This is a genomic window from Cupriavidus sp. 05L411 (genome assembly GCF_056398045.1).
This window is the reverse complement of record NZ_JBFTOQ010000002.1, coordinates 58,730-82,079: the sequence shown is the minus strand read 5'-3', so window position 1 is coordinate 82,079 and position 23,350 is coordinate 58,730. Positions and strand designations below refer to the sequence as shown.

General features: G+C 66.8%; 23 protein-coding genes. 9 read left to right on the top strand and 14 right to left on the bottom strand.

Features of this window, described 5'->3' with window-relative positions; translation table 11 throughout:
• Positions 1-85: 85 nt before the first annotated feature.
• Entirely contained in the window at positions 86-508 is a 423-nt protein-coding gene (locus AC1DQR_RS02650) for a hypothetical protein (protein ID WP_416049279.1), read from the top strand.
• A 7-nt stretch (positions 509-515) separates the two neighbouring features.
• On the opposite strand, the gene AC1DQR_RS02645 is transcribed toward AC1DQR_RS02650, so the two are convergent.
• Both AC1DQR_RS02645 and AC1DQR_RS02640 read right to left on the bottom strand, forming a co-directional pair.
• Entirely contained in the window at positions 516-1,058 is a 543-nt protein-coding gene (locus AC1DQR_RS02645; protein WP_416049278.1) for a GNAT family N-acetyltransferase, read from the bottom strand.
• Between the two features lie 107 nt (positions 1,059-1,165).
• On the bottom strand, positions 1,166-1,960 hold the full coding sequence (locus AC1DQR_RS02640) for an IclR family transcriptional regulator domain-containing protein (protein ID WP_477132477.1): 795 nt from the start codon (positions 1,958-1,960) through the stop codon (positions 1,166-1,168).
• A gap of 182 nt (positions 1,961-2,142) precedes the next feature.
• Between AC1DQR_RS02640 and AC1DQR_RS02635 the strand changes: the two genes are divergently transcribed.
• Together AC1DQR_RS02635 and AC1DQR_RS02630 are read left to right on the top strand one after the other, a co-directional pair.
• Positions 2,143-3,789, top strand: coding sequence for an acyl CoA:acetate/3-ketoacid CoA transferase (locus AC1DQR_RS02635; RefSeq protein WP_416049276.1), 1,647 nt, complete (start codon positions 2,143-2,145; stop codon positions 3,787-3,789).
• A 175-nt stretch (positions 3,790-3,964) separates the two neighbouring features.
• Positions 3,965-4,963, top strand: coding sequence for a Bug family tripartite tricarboxylate transporter substrate binding protein (locus tag AC1DQR_RS02630; protein WP_416049275.1), 999 nt, complete (start codon positions 3,965-3,967; stop codon positions 4,961-4,963).
• 246 nt (positions 4,964-5,209) lie between these two features.
• On the opposite strand, the gene AC1DQR_RS02625 is transcribed toward AC1DQR_RS02630, so the two are convergent.
• The 3 genes from AC1DQR_RS02625 to AC1DQR_RS02615 all read right to left on the bottom strand — a co-directional run bounded on the left by AC1DQR_RS02625 (position 5,210) and on the right by AC1DQR_RS02615 (position 8,467).
• Positions 5,210-6,985, bottom strand: a complete 1,776-nt coding sequence (locus AC1DQR_RS02625; RefSeq protein ID WP_477132476.1) for a flotillin family protein — start codon at positions 6,983-6,985, stop codon at positions 5,210-5,212.
• A gap of 65 nt (positions 6,986-7,050) precedes the next feature.
• A complete protein-coding gene (locus AC1DQR_RS02620) occupies positions 7,051-7,710 on the bottom strand; it encodes an OB-fold-containig protein (protein WP_477132475.1) in 660 nt (219 codons plus the stop codon).
• 64 nt (positions 7,711-7,774) lie between these two features.
• Positions 7,775-8,467: a PspA/IM30 family protein gene (locus AC1DQR_RS02615; RefSeq protein ID WP_416049272.1), complete on the bottom strand. Its 693-nt coding sequence runs from the start codon at positions 8,465-8,467 to the stop codon at positions 7,775-7,777.
• A gap of 617 nt (positions 8,468-9,084) precedes the next feature.
• Between AC1DQR_RS02615 and AC1DQR_RS02610 the strand changes: the two genes are divergently transcribed.
• Positions 9,085-10,575, top strand: coding sequence for a DEAD/DEAH box helicase (locus tag AC1DQR_RS02610; RefSeq protein ID WP_416049271.1), 1,491 nt, complete (start codon positions 9,085-9,087; stop codon positions 10,573-10,575).
• A 97-nt stretch (positions 10,576-10,672) separates the two neighbouring features.
• Here the strand turns inward: AC1DQR_RS02610 and gluQRS are convergent, their stop codons facing one another.
• Together gluQRS and AC1DQR_RS02600 are read right to left on the bottom strand one after the other, a co-directional pair.
• Positions 10,673-11,605 (bottom strand): tRNA glutamyl-Q(34) synthetase GluQRS, encoded by a 933-nt coding sequence (gene gluQRS, locus AC1DQR_RS02605; RefSeq protein ID WP_416049270.1) that lies wholly within the window; start codon positions 11,603-11,605, stop codon positions 10,673-10,675.
• A gap of 61 nt (positions 11,606-11,666) precedes the next feature.
• Positions 11,667-12,590, bottom strand: a complete 924-nt coding sequence (locus tag AC1DQR_RS02600) for a LysR family transcriptional regulator (protein ID WP_416049269.1) — start codon at positions 12,588-12,590, stop codon at positions 11,667-11,669.
• A gap of 150 nt (positions 12,591-12,740) precedes the next feature.
• Between AC1DQR_RS02600 and AC1DQR_RS02595 the strand changes: the two genes are divergently transcribed.
• Entirely contained in the window at positions 12,741-13,439 is a 699-nt protein-coding gene (locus AC1DQR_RS02595) for a pirin family protein (RefSeq protein WP_477132474.1), read from the top strand.
• Between the two features lie 159 nt (positions 13,440-13,598).
• Positions 13,599-14,591, top strand: coding sequence for a CobD/CbiB family protein (locus AC1DQR_RS02590; protein WP_477132473.1), 993 nt, complete (start codon positions 13,599-13,601; stop codon positions 14,589-14,591).
• A 65-nt stretch (positions 14,592-14,656) separates the two neighbouring features.
• On the opposite strand, the gene AC1DQR_RS02585 is transcribed toward AC1DQR_RS02590, so the two are convergent.
• Genes AC1DQR_RS02585 through AC1DQR_RS02575 form a run of 3 tightly spaced genes read right to left on the bottom strand, consistent with a single transcriptional unit; the run spans position 14,657 to position 17,292 of the window.
• Positions 14,657-14,965, bottom strand: a complete 309-nt coding sequence (locus AC1DQR_RS02585; RefSeq protein WP_150990815.1) for a putative signal transducing protein — start codon at positions 14,963-14,965, stop codon at positions 14,657-14,659.
• 54 nt (positions 14,966-15,019) lie between these two features.
• A complete protein-coding gene (gene rsgA / locus AC1DQR_RS02580) occupies positions 15,020-16,048 on the bottom strand; it encodes a ribosome small subunit-dependent GTPase A (RefSeq protein WP_416049266.1) in 1,029 nt (342 codons plus the stop codon).
• The gene (locus tag AC1DQR_RS02575; protein ID WP_416049265.1) at positions 16,045-17,292 is read right to left on the bottom strand and encodes a M48 family metallopeptidase; all 1,248 of its coding nucleotides are present in this window, start codon (positions 17,290-17,292) and stop codon (positions 16,045-16,047) included. Before AC1DQR_RS02575 ends, rsgA begins: the two co-directional genes overlap by 4 nt.
• A 195-nt stretch (positions 17,293-17,487) precedes the next feature.
• Here AC1DQR_RS02575 and orn point away from each other — a divergent pair, with 195 nt between their 5' ends.
• Together orn and AC1DQR_RS02565 are read left to right on the top strand one after the other, a co-directional pair.
• Positions 17,488-18,138: an oligoribonuclease gene (gene orn, locus AC1DQR_RS02570; RefSeq protein ID WP_043348190.1), complete on the top strand. Its 651-nt coding sequence runs from the start codon at positions 17,488-17,490 to the stop codon at positions 18,136-18,138.
• A 67-nt stretch (positions 18,139-18,205) separates the two neighbouring features.
• Positions 18,206-19,087 carry an AEC family transporter gene (locus tag AC1DQR_RS02565; RefSeq protein ID WP_416049264.1) on the top strand — a complete coding sequence of 294 codons (882 nt, stop codon included), beginning with the start codon at positions 18,206-18,208 and terminating at the stop codon, positions 19,085-19,087.
• Positions 19,088-19,106: 19 nt separating this feature from the next.
• Here the strand turns inward: AC1DQR_RS02565 and mog are convergent, their stop codons facing one another.
• Together mog and yjgA are read right to left on the bottom strand one after the other, a co-directional pair.
• Entirely contained in the window at positions 19,107-19,760 is a 654-nt protein-coding gene (gene mog / locus AC1DQR_RS02560) for a molybdopterin adenylyltransferase (RefSeq protein WP_253931791.1), read from the bottom strand.
• A 51-nt stretch (positions 19,761-19,811) separates the two neighbouring features.
• Positions 19,812-20,429, bottom strand: a complete 618-nt coding sequence (yjgA, locus tag AC1DQR_RS02555) for a ribosome biogenesis factor YjgA (RefSeq protein ID WP_416049263.1) — start codon at positions 20,427-20,429, stop codon at positions 19,812-19,814.
• A gap of 57 nt (positions 20,430-20,486) precedes the next feature.
• Here yjgA and pmbA point away from each other — a divergent pair, with 57 nt between their 5' ends.
• Positions 20,487-21,857, top strand: a complete 1,371-nt coding sequence (gene pmbA / locus AC1DQR_RS02550; protein ID WP_477132472.1) for a metalloprotease PmbA — start codon at positions 20,487-20,489, stop codon at positions 21,855-21,857.
• A gap of 90 nt (positions 21,858-21,947) precedes the next feature.
• Here the strand turns inward: pmbA and AC1DQR_RS02545 are convergent, their stop codons facing one another.
• Complete coding sequence (locus AC1DQR_RS02545) at positions 21,948-22,448, bottom strand: dihydrofolate reductase (RefSeq protein ID WP_174427374.1); 501 nt, start codon at positions 22,446-22,448, stop codon at positions 21,948-21,950.
• Complete coding sequence (locus tag AC1DQR_RS02540) at positions 22,445-23,239, bottom strand: thymidylate synthase (protein ID WP_477132471.1); 795 nt, start codon at positions 23,237-23,239, stop codon at positions 22,445-22,447. Before AC1DQR_RS02540 ends, AC1DQR_RS02545 begins: the two co-directional genes overlap by 4 nt.
• Positions 23,240-23,350: the final 111 nt, after the last annotated feature.

The window sequence follows — 23,350 nt, the reverse complement described above, 5'->3', positions numbered from 1 at the left end:
GGCGGGGGCGTTCCCGCGCGCGCGCCGGCTGCAATGGCGCCATCCATGGTGGGCGTGGCAAGTGTTGTCATGGAGCGTGGCGACATTGGCTGCGCCTACCTTCCTCACCATTGGCGTGCTGCTGATGCAGGACGCGCGCAGCGATCATCCGTTCTTCTGGCCGTCGCTGATGGGGATCGTGGCGGCAGCCAATGCCGTGGCGATCCTGCGCATCAACCACCTGCACCGGCATGCCGCCTTCACCGGGCGCGCGGCACTGGCGCTGCGGTATTCGTGCGCCGGCATGTCGGCGGGCTGCGCCATGTTCCTGGTCCTGGGCTGGGGCACGGGCGTGCTGCCGGAGATGGTGGCGCCGATGGCGGGCACGGTTGACGCGGCCGCGCCCGTGGTGGCGACGGCGCCGTGGAGCGCGGCGATTGCCGTGGTGTTCGGCGTCGGCTCTTTCGCGCATGCCGGCGTGCTGCATGCGTGGATCGGCTTTTGCCATGCGCAGGAGGGGGCTGGCTAGCGGATGGCTAGCCAGACTTGCGCACCACCGGCCGCGTGAAGATCAGCGCGGTCTCGGTGCCGGCGGTGTCGGGGTCGTAGAGGTCCCAGTCCAGCCCGCACAGCGAGAATCCCAGCGCGCGGTAAAAGCCGATGGCCGGGTAGTTGGTGTTTTGCGTTTCGGCGCGCAGGCAGCGGGCCGGCGTTGCTAGCAGCAGGCGGTTGATTTCCCCCAGCAGCACGCGGCCGATGCCGGTGCCGCGGAACGCGGGCGCGACGAAGATGGCGCTCAGCAGCGCGGACCGGTTCCAGGCTTCGAGCCTGACGGCGGCAAAGCCGCCGATGCCGCCGCTTGCGCTTTCGAACACCAGCGCGTGGTCGGCCTTGGCGCAATCCTGCTCGAAGCCGGATGGGTCGTAGTGGTTGAGCACGGGCTGGCCCAGCACCTGCTCCACGAGCCAGATGCCCAGCGGGCCGCTTTTGACCGCATAGATGCGATCGGTCTCGTAGGTGGTGTCGAGCTTGAGGATGCCGGCGCCGTCACGCGCCCAGTCGAGCGGTCTGATAGTCATGCGGTGATGCTTTCAAGTGCGGTGCGTGCCGGCCTTGACCCGTTTCCCATTCTAGGCGTCCAGCCCTGGTTGTGCATTGCTGATGCGCCGCCTGGACGCCGATGCCCTCAACGCCGGCGCAGCAGCGCCTCAAGCTCCCCCGCGGCGTGCTTGAGCGCCGGCAGGTAGTGCTGCTCCAGGTGTGCCGCATCCCGGCTGCCCAGCACCATGCTGAAGCCGAGTCCCGCCACCACCTTGCCGGACTCGGCGCGCACCGGCACCGAGATGCCGGCGAAGCCGTCCACCAGTTCGCTGATCAGCGTGCAGTAGCCGTCGCCGCGCACTTGCTTGAGCGTGCGCGCCAGCGCCGTGCGCGAGCTGACCGTGAACGGGGTGAGCTTGCGCAGCTGCGCGGTGGCAAGGTAAGCCTCGAGCGCCTTGTCGTCCAGGCCGGCCAGCAGCACGCGGCCGAGCGAGTGGGCGTAGGCCGGCATGCGCCGCCCCACGCCCATGTCGACGCGCAGGATCTGCGGCGGCTCTTCGCGCGCCACCAGCGCTACCGATTCTCCGTCCAGCACGCCCAGCGAGCAGGTTTCCCCCGTCTGCTCGGAGAGCGCCTTGAGATAGGGCGCGGCCAGTTGCGGCAGGTTCATCGATGCAAAGTACGCGTAGCCCAGGTCCATCACGCGCGGGGTGATGGAAAAGTCCCGGCCGTCCTGCGCGACGTAGCCGTTGTGCTGCAGGGTCAGCAGCAGCCGCCGCGCCGCGGCGCGGGTCACGTCGAGCTGTTCCGCCACGTCCTGCATGGTGAGGCTCCCCGCGCCGGAGGCGAACAGGCGCAGCAGCGCCAGSCCMTTGGTSAGCGAATCGAGCAGCTCKTCCTTTTTCTGCGGGTTGGCCAGGGGCGTTTCAGGGCTGTTCATAGCGTGAGGAGACGGAAATAGGGTGATTTTAGTGCGCTGAACGCACTTGCGCGATGCCGGCATGACTACGTATGATAGGTGTTTTGCGAACAAATGTTCGCGGAATGCGTAGTGCGGAGTGCGGTCCGGCGCAGTGCGTGCAGGCAGCACGCCGCGCCAAGAAGAACACGATGGAGACAGCCATGAAGGTCATCAGCGCGCAGCAAGCGGCAGCGCTAGTGCAATCCCGGTGGACCGTGGCCAGCGCCGGTTTCGTGGGCGCCGGCCATGCCGAGGCGGTAACGGACGCGCTCGAGCGCCGTTTCCTGGACGCCGGCATGCCGCGCGACCTGACGCTGGTGTATTCGGCGGGGCAGGGCGACCGCGGCGCGCGCGGGGTGAACCACTTCGGCAATGCGGGCATGACCGGGCGCATCGTGGGCGGGCACTGGCGCTCCGCCACGCGCCTGGCCTCGCTTGCCATGGCCGAGGCGTGCGAGGGCTACAACCTGCCGCAGGGCGTGCTGACCCACCTGTACCGTGCCATCGCCGGCGGCAAGCCCGGCGTGCTGACCAAGATCGGCCTGCACACGTTCGTGGATCCGCGCACCGCGCAGGACAGCCGCTACCACGGTGGCGCCATCAACCGCAGCGCGCAGGCGGCGATTGCCGAGGGCCGCGCGAACTGGGTCGAGGCGGTCGAATTTCGCGGTGACGAATACCTGTTCTATCCGAGCTTCCCGATCCACTGCGCGCTGATCCGCTGCACCGCCGCCGATGCGCGCGGCAACCTGAGCACGCACCGCGAGGCCTTTCACCACGAACTGCTGGCGATGGCGCAGGCGGCGCACAACTCCGGCGGCATCGTGATCGCGCAGGTGGAGTCGCTGGTGGATCACCACGACAACCTGCAGGCCATCCACGTGCCCGGCATCCTGGTCGACTACGTGGTGGTGAGCGAGAACCCGGCGCATCACCAGATGACGTTCGCGGAGCAGTTCAATCCGGCCTACGTGACGCCGTGGCAAGGGGAAGCTGCCAGCACTGTCAACGTCACCAGCGCACCTGCGCCAGAGGGGTCCCCCGTGCCCCCCGTGCTTGATGCCCGCACCATCGTGCAGCGGCGCGCGGTGCTGGAGCTGGCGCGCAGGCAGCCGCGGGTGGTCAACCTCGGGGTCGGCATGCCCGCCGCGGTCGGCATGCTGGCGGTGGAGGCCGGCGTTGACGGCTTCACGCTCACGGTGGAGGCCGGCCCGATCGGCGGCACGCCCGCGGATGGCCTCAGCTTTGGTGCGTCTGCCTATCCGGAAGCGATCGTCGACCAGCCGGCACAGTTCGATTTCTATGAGGGCGGCGGCATCGATCTCGCCATCCTCGGGCTGGCCGAGCTGGACGGGCACGGCAATGTCAACGTCAGCAAGTTTGGCGAAGGCGCCGAAGCGCTGATCGCCGGCGTCGGTGGCTTTATCAACATCACGCAGAGCGCCAAGGCCGTGGTCTTCGTCGGCACGCTCACCGCCGGTGGCCTGGAGGTACGCGCCGAGAACGGCGCCCTGCGCATCGCGCGCGAAGGCCGCGTGAAAAAGATCGTGCCGCAGGTCTCGCACCTGAGTTTCAACGGCCCTTATGTGGCCTCGCTCGGCATCCCCGTGCTCTACATCACCGAGCGTGCGGTCTTTGAGATGCGCCCCGACGCCATCGGCGCGGAGCACCTGACCCTGATCGAGATCGCGCCGGGCATCGACCTGCAGCGCGATGTGCTGGACCAGTGCGCCACCGCGGTCACCGTGGCGCCCGACCTGCGCACCATGGATGCGCGATTGTTCCGCTCAGGTCCGCTGATGCTCTGAAGCGCTGAGCCGCTGCTGCTCAGCTGCCCGATAACAAACGACCGGCCATGACCGGTCATGGAGGAGGCCATCGAAGCTTTGTCCTGTCTTTCCCGTTAGTTTTGCTGGATCGCCGACGCGCGCGCGGGCTGTCAAGCCGGCACGCGTCATTGCTGGATTACGTTTCATACTCATCATGCAGAAGACAAGCCGTCGTATGTTCTCGCGCCGCCTGGGTGCGGCCATCCTGGGCGTTTCGCTGCCGCTGTGCGCGCCGCAGGCCTTCGCCCAAGCCTATCCGTCCAAGCCCATCCGCCTGGTGGTGCCGTTCCCGCCGGGCGGCCCGACCGATACCGCCGCGCGCATCATCGGCCAGAAGATGGGCGAAGCGCTCAAGCAGACGGTGGTGGTGGACAACCGCCCGGGCGCTTCCGGCACGATCGGCGCGGAAGCCGTCGCCAAGAGCGCGCCGGATGGCTACACGCTGATGGTGCTGGCCACGCCCACGCTGCTGGCGCCGCACCTGATCAGCCGCAAAGGCTATGACATCTTCAAGGATTTCACGCCGATCGGTTCGGCCTACGACCTGCCCATCGTCATGGTGGTCAACCCGCAGGCCATGCCCGACGTGACCGACCTGCAGCAATACATCGCCCGCGCCAAGGCCAAGCCCGGCGCGCTCAACTACACCAGCGCCGGCAATGGCAGCTTTGGCCATCTGTCCACCGAACTACTCAAGAGCACCGGGCATTTCGACGTGCAGCACGTGCCCTACAAAGGCAGCGCGCCGGCGATCTCCGATCTGCTGGCCGGCCAGGTGCCGATGATGTTCTCCGACATGATCGCGGCGCTGCCGCACATCAAGGCTGGCAAGCTGCGTCCCATCGCCGTGGGCTCGGCCAAGCGCGTGAGCTTCACGCCCGATGTGAAGACGGTGGCGGAGCAGGGCTTCCCCGGTTTCGAGGCCACCGCCTGGGGCGGCCTGCTGGCCCCCGCCGGCACGCCCAAGGATGTGATCGCCAGGTTGTCGGCCGAACTGAAGGCGGCGCTGGCCGATCCCGTGGTGCAGGAAAAGATGCTCGGCGCGGGCACGGTCGCTGCCTACCAGCCGCCTGAACAACTGGCATCGCGCATGCGCAACGACTACAAGAAGTGGGGCAAGGTGATCCAGGACAACGGCATCAAGAGCGACTGAGTCTGGCCGGTACCATTGAACGTTGCCGGCCAGGATTGGACCGGTAGTAGAGAAGGGCCGGACACACGTGGTGTCCGGCCCTTTTTCTTTTTTGCGCCGCTTTGGGTGGCTACGAGGCGGGCAAGTCGGGCGGGAAACTGGATTAAGCCGCAATGGAAAAAGGGGCGCATGCAGTGAATGCATGCGGCCCCCCGCTTAGCCGGTAAGTCTCTTAGGCTGTTAGCCTATTCGCCGGTCAGCCAGCCGTCAGCTGCTGGCGTTGCTATCCGGTTCGATCTCCGGCGCGTTGGCGGCATGGCTGGCGTGCTTCAGCGGCAAGACCTGCGCGTCGTCCGTGTGCGATGCTGCTTGCGCAGCCGCGAGGCTGGGAACCAGGCCCTGCAGCGAGCCGCCGGCCAAGCCCACTTCCTTGAGCAACGAATCGATCAGCGGCGCATGCGCGCGGTAGGACAGCGCGGCGGACATCGCCTGCTCGGCGAGATTGCCGTTGCCATTTCCATTGCCGCCACCGTTGCCTGCGCCGCCGGTTGGCGCCGCGCCGCCGCGGTTGAGGCCGTCGACCTGGATGATCTTGATGCCGTCGATCGCCTTCATCGGCTCCACGCTCTGCTGGATCACGCCCGGCAGCGCCTGCAGCAGCGCCAGCTTGAACTTCAGGCTGGTCTGGTCCGACGACAGCGCGTTGATGGCGTCGTTGAGCGCGCGCTGCGCCTCGGCTTCGGCCAGGCCCTTCTTGCGTGCGGCCTCGGCCAGTTCGACGATGGCGGTGGCCTGCATCTGCGCGGCCTCGCGCTCGGCGCGCGCCTGCGTGGTGACGTGCACCGCCTGGGTCTCGGCCTCTTGCGCGGCCTCGATCAGGGCCACCTGCTTGGCCCGGTCGGCTTCCGCCGTGCGCCGCGTGGTTTCCACCATCTGCTCGGCCTTGACCGCTTCAGCCAGCGCCTCGTTGGCCCGCCCCTGCGCCTGCGATTGCGCTTCCGATTTGGCGGCGATCACGATGGCCTTTTCCTGCTCGGCGATTTCCGTCACCTTGGCCTGCTCGATGGCCGCCATCTGGGTGACGCGCTGCTGCTCGATTTCCTTGACCCGCACGTCGCGCTCGGCTTCTACCTTGCGCGTGCGCACGGCCTGCTCGCGCTGGATCTCGGACTCCTGCACCTGGCGCTCGGCGGTGATGCGGCTTTGCTCGGCCTCCTGCTTGCGCTCGGCCTCGTAGGACGCGATGCGCGCGTTCTGCTCGGCGGTGCGAGTCTTCACCTGCTGTTCCTGCTCGAGCTTCATGAACGATTCCTGCTGCTCGATCKCCAGCTTCTTGGCCAGCGCGTCGCGGTTCTTCTCGCGCACGGAGACCTCGGTGTCCTGCTCGACTTCGTTGCGTTCCTTGCGGCGGCGCTCGGTTTCCTGCGTGAGCTTGGTCAGGCCCTCGGCATCGAAGGCGTTGTTGGGGTCGAAGAACTCCTTCGAGGTCTGGTTGAAGTTGGTGAGCGACACGCTCTCCAGTTCCAGCCCGTTCTTGGTCAGGTCTTCGGCCACGGTGTTCTGCACGCCCTGCACGAACTGCTCGCGCGCATCCTGCAGGTCCTGCATGCTCATCTGCGCCGCGGTGGAGCGCAGCGCGTCGACGAACTTGTCGTCCACCAGCGCGCGCAGGCTCTCCGGCGCCAGCGTGCGCTGGCCCAGCGTTTGCGCGGCGGTGGACACGCCTTCCACGGTGGGTTTGACGCGCACGAAGAACGCCACCACCACATCCACGCGCATGCGGTCCTTGGTGATCAGGCTGTCGCGTGAGGCGCGGCTGACCTCCAGCTTGAGCGTGTTCATGTTGATCGGGATGATTTCATGGAACACCGGCAGCACGATGGCGCCGCCGCTCATGATCACCTTTTGCCCGCCCAGCCCGGTACGCACGAAGGCGCGCTCGGCCGATGCGCGCGTGTACAGGCGCGAGAAGATCATGCCGATGATGCACAGGCCGAGTACGCCGGCCAGGCCGATGACACCCCAGAAGATGATGGAATCCATATTGGTTCTGATGCTCCCTTGGAACTTGGAAAAAATACCGCGGACGGCTTGCGTCCGCGTGTGGCCTACAGCAGGTCGGGCCGCGGGTTGACGATGGCGCGATACAAGGTGCCGGAGATGCGCGCGACGATCAGTACGGTTTCGCCGCGCGGAAAACGCTGGCCTGGCTCATCCGGCTCGACGCGCAGGTAGTGGGCCTGGCCGTATTCATCGACCAGGCGCGCTTGCGCCGGATTGCCGGCCGAGGCCTCGCCGAGCGTGACCTGGGCAACGCGCCCGACGAAGTCGAGCTCGGAGATGGCGGAGGATTCATCCTGCGGAAAATAGCGACCCACCAGGCCGCCGGTGGTGCGCACGAAGGGCAGGGCGCCCAGCGTGGCGAGCACCACCGCGAGCGGCACGGGCAGCAGGTGGCCGGCCACGGCAGCGATCACCCATTGGAGGATCAGGCCGACGATGGCGAAGCCCATCAGGAACAGCACCACCAGCATCAGCAGCGGCACGCGGCCCACGTGCAGCCAGCCGAGAAACTGGCCGATGGCGCTAGCATCGGCCGCGCTGGCGTCGGTGTGGTCCAGCGCGAAATGCGTGACCAGGAAGCTGTTGGCCTGCTGCGACAGGGCGAGGCCAAGCAGCAGGGCCAGCGCCTCCAGCACGCCGATGACTACCATCAAGCCAATCGCCACCACGAACGGGGCATTGCCCGGCAATAACAGCTGATTCATTTCGGCTTTTCTTATCGTGCTGAAGCGGTCGGGATCGGCGGAGCCGGTGTTTGGTGTGCGCCGCTCAGGAGCGCGCCGCGCCGCGTGCGGCCTTCAGGCGCTCGAGGCGTTCGTTGATGCGCTGTTCCTTGTGTAGTGTTTCCAGCCGCTTGAGCAAGGAGGCATCGGCGCCGGAGCTGCCGACGCCGAGCCCGGCCACGCCGGTGGCGCCGGTCATGGCGCGGTTGAAGCCTTGCTCGAGTTGTTCGGCACGCACGCCGGCGCTGGTGCCTGGCGCGGCGCCAACGCTGGCGCCCGCGCGCTCGGCGGCTGCGCGTGCGGCCACCATGCCGGCCAGCGCCTGCTCCATCTCTGCGCGCTTGGCGCGCAGGCCAAGCAGGTCGGCTTCGGCCGCCTCGGATTTTTCAACGGCTTCCTGCAGGCTGCCGTTGAGCTTGCCGAGCTGGTCCTCGAGGTCGATCTGGCGCTCGGTGCCCGCGCGCGCCGCGGCGTCGTCGCCGTGGTGCAGCGCCACCGTGACTTGTTCGTCGAGCCGCTCGATCTCGTTGTTGAGCCGCGCGATGGCCTTGGCGGCCTGGTGCTTGGCGGCCTCGTGCTGGCCTAGCCCGACCCGCGCCTGCGCGATCACCTCGTCAAACTCGCGCAGGTACTGCTCGAGCACGGCTTGCGGCGCGCGCGCCTCCAGCGAGCTGACCAGTGCGTGCACATTGGCGGTCAGCAGTCGTTTCACACGGTTACCCAGGCCTTCTGTCGTCATGGTGTGTTTCCTCGGTAAATCGATAAGACGCCGCCTGGGCGGCGATGGCGCAACACAAAAAGTCGGGATTCTAGGTGGGTTTCCGGACACTATTGATTGATTTTGTTATTTCTAACACTTATGGGATGCCGGCGTCCAGTTCGGCGGGGTCGTAGGCCAGAGCGCGTTGGATGACCCCCGGGCGCAGCGGGCCCGGCGGCATGCGCATGGCACGTGCGGTGAGGCGCGCCTCCAGCTCGCGCGCTTGCGCAGCATCGAGCAGGGCTCACTTGCCGGGTAAGGGCGGCCAGGAGCCGCGACTTAACCGCAACACGGCGACCACGCGCCCGGTGACATAAAGTTGAAATCCGCGACGCCGAAACTGGCGTAGCCGCCACACCCGCACTACCCTTAAATGGGCCGCTAATGCTACAATCTAAGTCTTTGATTTACATGAGCTATTGATCGCGCGGCGGAATTGCCCGCAGAGGCACGGACAGACGACGGCTTGCAGTGGCGTGCGGCAGCACATCGCGCCCCACGCGGCCGGCCCTTAAATCCATGCGCAGATCTCCCCCGCTCGGTTCAAGACGCGTGTCCGTTGGCGCCGGGTTCGCCTCCTGCAAGACACGGAAACCATGACGACTACGACCACTGACCAGACCACCCCCGAGATCACCTTCGACAGCTTCGGGCTGGATGCGCGCATCCAGCGCGCGCTGTCCGAGCAGGGCTACACCAAGCCCACTCCCATCCAGGAGCAGGCGATTCCCGTGGTGCTGCTGGGCAAGGACGTGATGGGCGCGGCCCAGACCGGCACCGGCAAGACCGCCGGCTTCGCGCTGCCGATCATCCAGCGCCTCTTGCCGCTGGCCAGCGCCAGCGCCTCGCCGGCCCGCCATCCGGTGCGCGCCCTGATGCTCACCCCCACCCGCGAACTGGCCGACCAGGTCTACGACAACGTGGCCAGGTACGCGCGCTTCACGGACCTGCGCAGCACGGTGGTGTTCGGCGGCGTGGACATGAACCCGCAAACCGAGGCGCTGCGCCGCGGCGTGGAAATCCTGGTGGCAACCCCGGGCCGGCTGCTCGACCACGTGCAGCAAAAATCGGTGAACCTGTCGCAAGTGCAGATGCTGGTGCTGGACGAGGCCGACCGCATGCTCGACATGGGTTTCCTGCCCGACCTGCAGCGCATCATCAACCTGCTGCCGGCACAGCGCCAGACGCTGCTGTTCTCGGCCACCTTCTCGAACGAAATCAAGCGGCTGGCCGCCAGCTACCTGCGCCAGCCGGTCACCATCGAAGTGGCGCGCAGCAACTCGGCCAACGAGAACGTGCGCCAGACCGTGTTCCAGGTCGAAGACGGCCACAAGCAGGCCGCCGTGGTGCACCTGCTGAAGAAGCGCGCCGCCGAAGGCCTGTCGCGCCAGTGCATCGTCTTCGTCAACAGCAAGATCGGCTGCTCGCGCCTGGCGCGCCACCTGGAGCGCGAAGGCATCAACGCCGCCGCCATCCATGGCGACAAGACCCAGACCGAGCGCATGCAGACGCTGGATGGCTTCAAGCAAGGCAATATCGATGCGCTGGTCGCCACCGACGTGGCGGCGCGCGGCCTCGACATTCCCGACATGCCCTGCGTGATCAACTTCGACCTGCCGTTCAGCGCCGAAGACTACATCCACCGCATCGGCCGTACCGGCCGTGCCGGCGCCAGTGGCGATGCCCTGTCGATCTACGTGCCGGCCGATGAGCGCCTGCTGGTCGATATCGAGAAGCTGCTCAAGCGCAGCCTGCCGCGTACCGCGCTGGACGGCTTCGACCCCACCGGCGCCGGCGCCCGCGCTGACGAGAACGACCGCCGCCGTGCCCGCACTGAAGTGCGCCGCCCGCGCGCCAATGGCGATGGCGAGGAGCCGCGTGCGCGCCGCAACGATCCGGCCAGCTCGCGCAATGCGTTCCGCCCGTCCGACGATTCCTTCTTCTCGCGTCCTTACGAGCCGAGCGCCGCGGCGATCGCCGCGCAGCCTGACGTGACGGACAACAATGCCGCCGCCTTTGGCCGCGGCCGTCCGGCGCCCAAGCGGCAGCTGGCGGCGCTGCTTGGCGGCGTGCCGCGCAAGTCCTGAGCGCCACGGCGCGGCACCGCGCGTAGCGGATCGCTGCCGCCGCAGTCAACAAGAGAGGCGCCTTCGGGCGCCTCTCTTGTTTTGGGCCTCATGCCATTCAGGGGTGCGTCGCCGCTTCGCCGTGCGCCTGGGCGGGCAGGCGTTCCAGCAAGGCCGCCCAGCCGGCAGTGGCATCGCTCAGCCAGCTCTCCACCGATTGCGCCGCGCTCGTCAGCCCCAGGTGCGCGCCGGCCGTGCGCAGCGCCGCCAGCGGATCGAGGTCGTCGATGGCCTGCGCGCCGCTTTGCTTGCTGAGCTTCTCGCCCAGCGCGTTGGTCACCACCGGCACATGCAGGTACGACGGCGTGGGCAGCCCCAGCAGATGCTGCAGGTGGATCTGCCGCGGTGTGGAGTCGAGCAGGTCGGCGCCACGCACGATATGCGTGATGCCCTGGTGCCCATCGTCGACCACTACCGCCAGCTGGTAGGCCCACAAGCCATCGGCACGGCGCAGCACGAAGTCGCCGAGCTCGGTCGCGAGGTCCTGGCATTGCCGGCCTTGCCAGCGGTCGTCGAAGCAGATCAGCGCGGCGTCGCCGTCTGGCACCCGCACCCGCCAGGCGCGGGGCAGCTTGCCATGCAGGCCGTCGCGGCAGGTGCCGGGATACCCGAGCGTCTGGTGGCGCTCGCGCGCATGCAGCAGCGAGTCGGCGATTTCCTTGCGCGAGCATCCGCAGGGATAAGTCCGGTGGTCGGCATCGAGCTGGCGCAGCGCCTCGGCGTATAGCGCTTCGCGCCGGCTCTGCCATTGCGGCGGCTCGTCCGGATGCAGGCCGAGCCGCGCCAGGGCGCGCAGGATCTGCTGGTCCGCGCCGCGCACGCAGCGCGGATAGTCGATGTCCTCGATGCGCACCAGCCAGCTGCCAAGATGGGCGCGTGCGTCGAGCCAGCTGGCCAGCGCGGTGACCAGCGAGCCCATGTGCAACGGGCCGGTGGGGGAGGGCGCAAAGCGGCCCCGGTAGCTGGGCGCCAGGCTCGGGTGGGTAGACATGGCGAAAGCAGGTGTTAGGCGATGATGGGTCCGGCGATGGGTCTGGTGCTTAGTCCGGCGCTTACTCAGGCTGGCCCGGCTGCTGCTGGAGCAGGGCTTGCGCCAGGCGCGGGTCGTCCAGCTTGTTGGCCCACCATTGCAGCGCCTTGCCGCGCGTGCTGGTGCGCCAGGCGACCTTGAAATTGCCGGGGGCGCGTACCTCCAGGGTCTCGCGTGCCTGCAGTACGCCGCTTTCGATAAAGGGCTGCGCCATGGGCGCCGGCAGCCAGCCGCAGCCCAGGCCGCGGATCTGGGCTTCGAGCTTGTCGCGCATGGTGGGCACCACCAGCACGTCCTGCCCGGCGAGCACGCCATGGGTGCGGGCTGGCAGGTTGCGCGAGGTATCGCCCACGGCCACGATGCGGTGCTTGGCGATCTGCAGGGTGGTCAGCGGGCCGGGCTCGGTCGCCAGCGGATGATGCGCGGCCACCGCGAAGACAAAGGGCATGGAACCCAGCGGGCGCACCTGGAAGCCCTGGGTGCTCGGCGCATCGTAGGCGCCGCCGATCACCAGGTCGGCGCGGCTGCTGACCAGCGCATCCCACGCGCCACCCAGCACTTCCTTGGCAAAGCGCAGCCGGGTGGCATCGTTCTCGGCATAGAAGTCCTGGATGACCGGCAGCAGGGCGCGGAAATTGATCAGGTCGTCGACCACGATGGTCAGGGTGGCTTCCCAGCCGGTGGCCAGCCGCTTGACGCGGCGGGCCAGGTCGTCGGCGGCGTGCAGCAGGTGGCGGCCTTCGTCCAGCAAGGCGCGCCCGGCGGGCGTGAGCTCGGCGCGGTGGCGGCGTCGGTCAAATAGCAGCACGTCCAGGTCTTCCTCCAGCTTGCGCACCACATAGGTGAGCGCGGAGGGCACTTTGCCCATCTCGTGCGCGGCGGCTGCGAAGCTGCCCTTGCGCTCGATGGCGTCAAGAACTTCCAGGGATTCGAGAGAGAGTGCCATGTTCAGAATTTCTGAATGAATGCTTCTAAGATCGGTCCGCCAAATATACGCCTGCCACCCTAAACTGCCTAGCATCGAAACGTTGCGCAAGGCCAGGACTAGGATTAACCCAGCTCCTGCGCCGATGTGGCCTGAAGGAGGGCCGTCAAAATGATTGAAATCAGAAAGGCGGGTGAACGTGGTTATGCCGATCATGGCTGGCTCAAGTCGTACCATACGTTTTCCTTCGCGGACTACTACGATCCCAAGCACGTGCAGTTCGGGCCGCTGCGCGTCATCAACGAAGACCGTGTAGCGCCGGGCATGGGTTTTGGCACCCATGGCCACCGCGACATGGAAATCATCAGCTATGTGCTGGAAGGCGAGCTGGCCCACAAGGACAGCATGGGCAACGGCAGCGTGATCCGCCCCGGCGACGTGCAGCGCATGAGCGCGGGCACCGGCGTGCGGCACTCGGAGTACAACCACGCCGCACACGACACCACGCACTTCCTGCAGATCTGGATCCTGCCGGAGAAGTCCGACCTTGAGCCCGGCTACGAGGAGAAGCACTTTCCGGCGGCCGACAAGCGCGGCCGGCTGCGCCTGGTGGGCAGCCGCGACGGTGCCGAGGGCTCGGTGGTGATCCATCAGGACATGCGCCTGTATGCCGGCTTGTTCGACGCAGACGAGTCGGCCACGCTGGCGCTGGCACCCGGGCGCAAGGCCTATGTGCATGTGGCGCGTGGCCGTGTCACCGTCAATGGCAAGGCGCTGGAAGCGGGCGATGCCGCACAGCTGGAAGGCGCCGAGGCCGTGACCCTGGCGCACGGCGATGGTGCTGAAGTGCTGTTGTTTGACCTGCCCTGAGGCGTTGCCTCGGCAGCCCGCAGCCCGCCCGCTTTGCCGGCGGGCTGCGGTGCTTTGTCTGGGCGGGTTTGCCGTATGCTATCGTCTCGCTATAGATAAGCGATCAGCCCGGCACACACGCCGCCTGATGCGCCCTGGCCATCGACACCCAGACCAGAGATGACATTTGTATCCGTTCTCCTCGCGCTGATCGCCGAGCAGTTCCGCGCCCTGGGCCGCAACAATCCGATCTACGACATCGTGCGCGTTCTTGCCGAGCGCGCCGAGCATGCCTTTGACACCGGGCGCCCGCGCGATACCGCGCTGGCCTGGTTCACGGTGGTGCTGCCGCTCACGCTGACCGCCATGGTGGTGCACTACCTGCTGGCCTCCATCAGCGTGGCGCTCACGCTGGCGTGGAATGTCCTGCTGCTCTACCTCACCCTGGGTTTCCGGCAGTTCAGCCACTTCTTCACCGATATCCACGAGGCGCTCAACCGCGATGACCTGCCGCGCGCCCGCGCGCTGCTGCACCAGTGGACCGGTCTCGAAACCATCGAAATGCCGGTCACGGAAATCGTCCGGCACACCCTGGAAGCCGCCATCGTGGCAGTGCACCGGCACGTGTTCGGGGTGTTTTTCTGGTTCCTGGTGCCGATCGGCCCGGGCGGCGTGGTCTTGTACCGCATCGCCGAGTACCTCGCGCGCCACTGGAATATCCCGTCCACGGAGCGCAGCCCCGCGCTGGGCCGCTTTGCCGCGCGTGCCTTYTAYCTGCTGGACTGGATTCCYTCGCGGCTGACCKCGGTSGGCTTTGCCATCGTCGGCAATTTCGAGGATGCGGTCTATGCGTGGCGCAACCATGCGCGCAAGTGGAACGATGCCGTCAACGGCATCCTGCTTGCCAGCGGCGGCGGCGCGCTTGGCGTGCGCCTGGGGGTGCCGCTGGCCGAAGAGAGTACTGCCGTGGTGCTGCGCACCAGCCTGGCCGGCCCGGCGGTGGACTATGCACCGGGCATGGAAGACGATAGCGAGCCCGAGGCGGTCGCGCCGGAGTTCGGGGTGGAACCCAACGTGCGTACGCTGCAATCGGCCATCGGCCTGGTGTGGCGTGCCGTCGTGCTGTGGATGCTGCTGCTGGCGATGTTGTCGCTGGCGCTCTGGGTGGGCTGAGCCAACCCCGCTGTACCCGTTGACCGTTGACATCGACGCCCGCGCTTGCCGCGGGCGCTTTGCTTTCAGGGTTGCCGCGGCGCGCCGCATTGCCAGCACGAGCCGAACTGCGCATCGTGCCATTCCCCGCAGGACACGCAGGCCCATCGCGGCCCCGGCGCCGGATTGGCGGCGGCGTGCAATACCTCCCAGGCCTCGGCCTCCCGTTCATCGTCGATCAGCCAGACCTGGGGCGCGCTTTCGCGAAACGGGATGTCGCCCATGGCGCCAGCCAGCCATGTATTGCGCAGGTCGGCGCGGATGCCGGCGGCTTCCAGCACGTTCTGGCAGTGCGCGGCATGGACGAGGGAAGGGGTCGAGAGCAGTAGTTTCATCGGGATCGGGTGCGCCGCATGCCCGTTTGCCCGCAGGCGGCGCGCCCGATTACCTTACCACGGCTTTTGCTGGCGGGATTCGTGCAGCAGCTGCGTGTAGAGCTGGTGGCGCCGGCCGGAGATCTCGCCGGCCTTCATCGACGCCAGCACACCGCAGCCGGGCTCGTTGATGTGGTGGCAATTGTAGAAGCGGCACTCGGTCAGGCGTGGGCGGAATTCGGGGAATGCGCGCTCCAGCATGCCTTCGCTCAGGTGGTGCAGGCCGAACTCCTGGAAACCCGGCGAATCGATCAGGCAGCCACGCTGGCGCGCTTGAGGATCTGCGCCATCCGCGCTATCCACGCCATCGGCCTCGCCATCCACGCTGGCGGGCAGGTGGTAGAGGCGGGTGAAGGTGGTGGTGTGCTTGCCCGAATCCAGCTTGGCGGAGATTTCCCGCGTTTGCGCTTCCACGCCCGGGATCAGCAGGTTCAGCAGGGAGGACTTGCCCATGCCCGACTGGCCGATCAGGATGCTGGCGCGGTGCGCCAGCTGCGGGCGCAACTGCGCCAGCGTATCGTCCGGCGATCCGTGCACCGACAGGAACAGCGTCTCGTAGCCAAGCCCGCGGTACAGCGCCAGGCGGCCGCGCGCTTCGTCCAGCCGCTCGGTCAGGTCGATCTTGTTGAGGATGATCAGCGGGCGGATGCCCAGTGCTTCGGCGGACACCAGCGCGCGGCCCAGCAGGTCTTCCGAGAAGCCCGGCTCGGTCGCCAGCACGATCACTACCTGGTCGATATTGGCGGCCAGCAGCTTGGACTTGAACTGGTCCGAGCGATGCAGCAGGTTCTTGCGCGGCTTGAAGCCGGTGATCACGCACTGGTCGGACGCGGCGCGCTCGATGGTGACGCGGTCGCCGACCGCGCATTCGCTGCGCTTGCCGCGCGGGAAACCGTGCAGGCGGCTGCCGTCGTCCAGCTCGATCACATAGTGGCGGCCGTGCGCGGCGACGATCAGCGCCTCCTCGGCGGCGGCGCCATTGGCATTGGCTTTGGCAGGGCTTGGGGCGCGCTGCGGGCCTCCCCGGCTGGCGGCGCGGCTCATGCGTGCGCCAGCAGGCGGTCGATCCGCTGTGCTGCCGGTGGGTGCGAGTAGTAGAAGGCGCTGTAGATCGGGTCGGGGGTCAAGGTAGAGGCATTGTCCTTGTAGAGCTTGACGAGGGCAGAGACCAGGTGGCCGGCATCGGTCTGGCCGGCCGCAAACGCATCCGCCTCGAATTCATGGCGGCGCGAGGTCAGGCTGGCCAGGGGGCCAAGCAGGAAGGTGAAAACCGGCAGGGTCAGGAAGAACAGCACGAGGGCAAGGGCGTGATTGGTGGTGCCCAGGTTGGGCAGCACGCCCAGCCCGGTGTAGAACCACGTGCGGCTGGAAAGCCAGCCCAGCGCGGCGAGGAAGACCAGGCTCAGCGCGAAGCTGACCAGCATGCCCTTCAGGATGTGGCGCCGCTTGAAGTGGCCAAGCTCATGCGCCAGTACCGCTTCGATCTCGTCATCGGCAAGGCGCTCCATCAGCGTGTCGAAGAAAACGATGCGCTTGGCCGCGCCGAACCCGGTGAAGTAGGCATTGCCGTGCGCGCTGCGCTTGCTGCCGTCCATGACGAACAGGCCGCGGCTGCGGAAGCCGCATTTCTGCAGCAGGCGCGTGATGCGGGCTTCCAGCGAGGCATTGGCCAGCGGCTCGAAGCGGTTGAACAGCGGCATGATCACCGACGGGGCAATCATCTGCACAAAGATGGTGAAGGCGATCCACGTCAGCCAGGTCCACGCCCACCAGTACTCGCCCATATGTGCCATCAGCCACAGCACGGCCAGCAGCAGGGGCAGGCCTAGCGCGCAGCCAACGGCGGTCATCTTGAGCATATCGGCCAGGTAGAGCTTCCAGCCCATGCGGTTGAAGCCAAAGCGCTGCTCGATGCCGAACTGCCCATAGAGCGAGAAGGGCAGGTCGACCAGGCCCCCGATCACGGCCACGCTGGCGATCAGCGCCACGCTGTAGGCGTAGCCCGGGCCGAAGGTGCCGATCCAGAACTGGTTGATCCACTGCAGCCCGCCCAGCATGGTCAGCACGATCAGCAGCGCGGCGCCAGCCAGCACTTCCAGCATCGACAGCCGGGTGCGGGCGATGGTGTAGTCGGCCGCCTTCTGGTGGGACGACAGCGTAATGGTGTCGGCAAAACGGGCAGGCACCGCATGACGGTGTCGCGCCACATGGCGCACCTGGCGGGCGGCCAGCCAGAGCTTGGTCAGCACCATCAGCATCAGGGCGGCTAGGAACAGAAACGTGAACATCGGGCAGAGCCTTGTCGTGTGAAGCCTTGGCGTACGCGGTGGCGGCCGGACCGCCGAAGCGGGTTTCCGAGCGCGTTGGAACCGGCTGCGGCGGCGGATATGCGAGAATTATAAGTTGTTCGTGCCTGCTGCCCCGTGTTCCTGATCCGGAGCGCGGGCGCGCCCCCTTTTGCTTCTCTTTCGATTGCAGTCCAGATGACCAGCCAAAATACCCACGTCCCCAGCGGCGTCAAATCCGTCAAGAGCGAAAACAACCTGATCTGGCTGGACATGGAGATGACCGGCCTGATGCCCGACACGGACCGCATCATCGAGATCGCCATCGTCGTGACGGACTCCGAACTCAACATCCTGGCCGAGGGCCCGGTGCTGGTGATCCACCAGGAAGACGCCGTGCTCGATGGCATGGACAACTGGAACAAGGGCACCCACGGCCGCTCGGGCCTGATCGACAAGGTCAAGGCCTCGACCCTGACCGAAGCCCAGGCCGAGGTCGAGCTGCTGGCCTTTCTCAAGCGCTGGGTGCCGGCCGGCAAGTCGCCCATGTGCGGCAACTCGATCTGCCAGGACCGCCGCTTCATGGCGCGCTACATGCCCAAGCTGGAGGCGTTCTTCCACTATCGCAACCTCGACGTCTCCACGCTCAAGGAACTGTGCAAGCGCTGGGAGCCGGCCATCCACAAGGGCTTCATCAAGCGCCAGCTGCACACCGCGCTGGCCGATATCCTGGAGTCCGTGGAAGAGCTGCGCTACTACCGCACCCACTTCATCCGCCAGTCGGCACCGGCAGCGGCACCTGCAGCCGCGGCCGAGGCGAGCGCAACGCCGGATACCCCGGCCGCCTGATTTTTTCTCCTCCCATGTCACTGCCAAGGCGCCCTGCGGGGCGCTTTGGCTTAACGGCAGCCCGCCCATGCTTGCGCGCATCGTCTCGATCATCACGCCGGTCATCCTGATCATCCTGGTCGGCTGGCTCTACGGGCGCCGCGCGCATCCCGACATGTCCGGGATCAACCGCGCCACGCTCGATGTGATCGCGCCGCTGCTGGTGGTATCGGCTTTTGTCAGCAAGGAATTCGTGCTGGCCGACCAGCTTGTGCTGCTGGGTTGCGCGGTTGCCGTGGTGCTGGGCTCGGGGTTGCTGGCGTGGCTTGGCGCGCGGCTGCTGGGGGCGGATCCGCGCACCTTCGTGCCGCCGATGATGTTCAACAATTGCGGCAACATGGGCTTGCCGCTATCGGTGTTCGCGTTCGGGCCGGTCGGGCTGGCGCCCGCGGTGGCGCTGTTCGCCGCGTCCAACCTGATGCACTTCACCATCGGCATGAAGATCGTCAACCGGCACGCGTCGATCACGCAGATCGCGCGCAATCCGATGGTGCTGGCAACGGTGGCGGGGGTGGGATTGTCGCTGGCGCGGCCGTGGTTCTCGCTGCCGGAGCCGGTGTTCCAGTCGATCAAGCTGCTGGGCGACGCCACCGTGCCCCTGATGCTGTTCGCGCTCGGCGTGCGCATGAAGGACGTGAGCCTGCGCAACTGGGGCATGGGCGCGATCGGCGCCGTGGTCTGTCCGCTGACCGGCATCGCCTGCGCCTTGCTGCTGGCGCAGGTGGTGCCGCTGACCCAGCTCCAGCGCGGGCTGCTGTTCGTGTTCGCGTCGCTGCCGCCGGCCGTGCTCAACTTCCTGGTGGCCGATCATTTCCGGCAGGAGCCGGACCAGGTGGCGTCGATCGTGCTGCTGGGCAATGTGGCGGCCGTGTTGTTCGTGCCGGTGGGGCTGTATCTGGGGCTGCGATAGCGTGGCTGCCCCCTGAGGTTTACGCGGCGGGTTTGGCGCGGATCGCGTGCTTGGGGCGCCACACCTTGGCCACGGCTTCGTCAGTCTCGATGTAAGGCCCGCCGATCAGGTCGACGCAGTAGGGCACGGCGGCAAAGATGCCTTGCACGATGGATTTGCCGTCCTCGCCGCGCAGGCCTTCCAAGGTTTCACGGATGGCACGCGGCTGGCCCGGCAGATTGATGATGAGGGCGGCGCGGCTGGCGGTTTCGCGAATCACCGCCACCTGCCGCGACAGGATGGCCGTGGGCACGAAGTGCAGGCTGACCTGGCGCATCTGCTCGCCAAAGCCAGGCATTTCCTTGGTGCCTACCGCCAGCGTGGCCTCGGGGGTGACGTCGCGGCGCGCCGGGCCGGTGCCGCCGGTGGTCAGCACCAGATCGCAGCCGGCCACGTCGACCAGCTCGATCAGCGTGCGCGAGATCAACGCCTGTTCGTCAGGGATGAGGCGCTCCACGGCCTGCCAGGGTGAGCTCAGGGCGCGCCCGAACCAGTCGCGCAGCGCCGGGATGCCCTCGTCCTGGTAGGTGCCGGTCGAGGCACGGTCGGAGATCGAGACAAAGCCAACCAGCAGTTCGTCCGGGTGCCTGCGGGTAACGGGATGGACCAGCGCGGGCGTTGTGGTTTGCATCATCTTGTCCCCATTTCCTTGGTTGCTGCGTTTGGGATGTCGGCTATATGCCGGTTATTCGCCGGCTTCCGGCTCGGGTTCCTGCTCGCCGGTGGCTGTGGCCTGCTTGCTTTCCAGCGCGGTCTTGACGGCCTGGAACAACTCGCGGAAGTAGCGCGGCGGCTTGTTCATCTCGTGCTCTTTGCGCGCGTTGCGGATGATGTTGCGCAGCGCCTGGACGTCGCTGGCCGGATGCTCGGCCAGGAATTTCGTCAGCGCGGCGTCGTCCGCCAGCAGCAGCTCGCGCCAGCGCTCGACTAGGTGCAGCTTAGCCGTCTCGGCCTTGCTGGTGCCCTTGAAGCCTTCCAGCACGCGCTGGATGGCGGCCACTTCGTCATCGTCCAGCCTGCGCATGACCTTGCCGACATACTGCATCTGGCGGCGCTTGCCTTCGTGGTTGGTGATGCGCCGCGCGTCGCGGATGGCGTCGGCCAGCGCTTCAGGCATGGGCACGCGCGCCAGGCGGTCCTTGGGCAGGGCCTCAAGTTCCACGCCCAGGTCCTGCAGGGCGAGCATGTCGCGCTTTTTCTGCGACTTGCTCTTGAGCATGTCGTCGTCGTCGGCCGGCTCAGGGGTGAACGGGTCGGGGAAGCCGGAGGCGTTCCGGGGGGAGGGGCGGGTGTTTCGCGTCATGGTTGGCATTTTATCTTGCTATGATTCTTGTTTGGACTTTTGATGACCGCGCCCACAATGGATCAATCCGCAGACCAGACCACCCACTTCACTTATACCCAGGCCCAGCTCAGCGAGATGGCCGCCGATGTGCTGCGGGTGGCACGCGAGCTGGGCGCCACCGACGCGGCTACCGAGATCTCCGAGGGCAGCGGCCTGTCGGTGTCGGTGCGCAAGGGCCAGGTGGAAACCATCGAGCAAAACCGCGACAAGGTAGTGGGCGTCACGGTCATGATCGGCCAGCGGCGCGGCAACGCCAGCACCTCGGATTTCTCGCCGGCGGCCCTGCGTGCCACGGCCGAGGCGGCTTACAACATCGCCCGCTTCACCGCGGAAGACGATTGCGCCGGCCTGGCCGAAGAAGCGCTGCTCGAGCGCAACCCGCAGGATCTCGACCTGTTCCACCCCTGGAATATCGACGCCGAGCAAGCCATCGAGCTCGCGCGGCGCGCCGAGGCGGCAGCCTTCGCGGTCTCGCCGCGCATTCGCAACAGCGATGGCGCCAGCGTCTCGGCCCAGCATTCGCAGTTCGTGCTGGCCACTTCGCGCGGCTTCACGGGCGGCTACCCGTATTCCCGCCACTTTATTTCCTGCGCGCCGATCGCCGGCACCGGCAGCGGCATGCAGCGCGACGACTGGTACTCGTCCAAGCGCGCGCCCGGCGCGCTGGCTGCGCCCGAGGACATCGGCCGCTATGCCGCCGAGCGCTCGCTGGCCCGCCTGAATGCGCGCCAGTTGTCGACGCGCCGCTGCCCGGTGCTGTTCGAGGCACCTCTGGCCGCCGGTCTGCTCGGCGCGTTTGTGCAAGCCGTGTCTGGCGGCGCGCTGTACCGCAAGTCGACCTTCCTCTACGACACATTGGGCAAGGCGGTGTTTGCGCCGCATATCCATATCCACGAGCAGCCCCACCTGCCGGGCGCCATGGGCAGCGCACCCTTTGACGAAGAAGGCGTGAAGACCCACGCGCGCGATGTGGTGCGCGGCGGCGTGGTGGAAGGCTATTTCCTCTCCACGTACTCGGCGCGCAAGCTGGGCATGACGACCACCGGCAACGCCGGCGGCTCGCACAACCTGACGCTCTCCAGCAAGCTGACCACGCCGGCAGACGACTTCGCCGGCATGCTGCGCAAGCTGGGCACCGGCCTGCTGGTGACCGAGCTGATGGGGCAGGGCGTGAACTATGTGACGGGCGATTACTCGCGCGGCGCGTCGGGCTATTGGGTCGAGAACGGCGTGATCCAGTACCCGGTGGAAGAGATCACCATCGCCGGCAACATGAAGGAGATGTTCCAGCAGATCGTGGCCATTGGCGCCGATGCGCTGGTGCGCGGCACCAAGGAAACCGGCTCGGTCCTGATCGAGCAGATGACCATCGCCGGCGGCAACTAAAACGACAGCGGCGGCCTGAAGACAGGCCGCCGCGCGCGTAAAACGTCAGCGACGTCAGCGTCGCTTGAAACTTACCGTTTGAGGCGGCCGTTATTCCTCGCCCGAGGGCGGGCGCTCGTACGTCACGAACGCGTAGTCGAAACCGTTCGCCTCCGAATGATGCCGTTCGCGCTGCGTCGCGATCCACTGCTGCGGGTCGATGGCCGGAAACACCGCGTCGCCTTCCACATCCGCATCGATTTCCGTCACCACCAGCCGGTCTGCGCTGGGCAGGGCCTCGGCATACAGCTGCGCGCCGCCGATCAGGAAGATCTGCGGGGCCCCCACGCATAGCCGCTGTGCTTCTTCCAGCGAGTTCGCCACGTCGCAGCCTTCGATGCGCAGGTCGCGGTTGCGGCTTACCACGATATTGCGTCGGCCCGGCAGCGGCCGGCCGATCGACTCCCACGTCTTGCGGCCCATCACGATGGGCGCGCCCATGGTGGTGCGCTTGAAGTGCGCCAGGTCCTCGGGCAGGCGCCAGGGCAGGGTGTTGTCGCGGCCGATCACGCCGTTGCGGGCTTTCGCCACGATCAGGGTCAGCAACGTCATACGGCCACCGGTGCCTTGATGGCCGGATGCGATTCGTAGCCCACCAGTTCGAAGTCCTCGTATTTGTAGTCGAAGATGCTGTCCGGCTTGCGCAGGATCTTCAGTTGCGGCAACGCCTTCGGTGCGCGTGCGAGCTGGGTTGCCACCTGCTCGGCATGGTTGCTGTAAATGTGGCAGTCGCCGCCGGTCCAGATGAAGTCGCCTACCTCCAGCCCGGTCTGCTGCGCGATCATGTGCGTCAGCAGCGCATAGCTGGCGATATTGAACGGCACGCCAAGGAAGATATCGGCGCTGCGCTGGTACAGCTGGCAGGACAGGCGGCCGTCGGCCACGTAGAACTGGAAGAATGCATGGCAGGGCGGCAGCTTCATCTGCGCGATCTCGCCCACGTTCCAGGCCGATACGATCAGCCGGCGCGAATCGGGATTGCTGCGGATCTGCGCCATCAGGTCGGTGATCTGGTCGATGTGGCGGCCGTCCGGCGTGGGCCATGCGCGCCACTGCGAGCCATAGACCGGCCCGAGCTCGCCGTTTGCGTCGGCCCATTCGTCCCAGATGCTGACGCCGTTGTCCTTCAGGTACTGGATGTTGGTCGAGCCCTTCAGGAACCACAGCAGTTCGTGAATGATCGACTTCATGTGCAGCTTCTTGGTGGTCACCACCGGGAAGCCTTCGCGCAGGTCGAAGCGCATCTGGTAGCCAAACACCGAGCGCGTGCCGGTGCCGGTGCGGTCGGCCTTTTCGGTGCCATGCTCTTGCACATGGCGCATGAAGTCGAGGTACTGTTTCATCGGCGCGGGTGTTGGGGAAAAGTGACGCGACAGCGGTGTGCGCGTATGGCAGGCAATCTGCTAACCGAATAGCAAATTGCTAAAGGTTTAGCATTTTATCGCAAAGCAAAA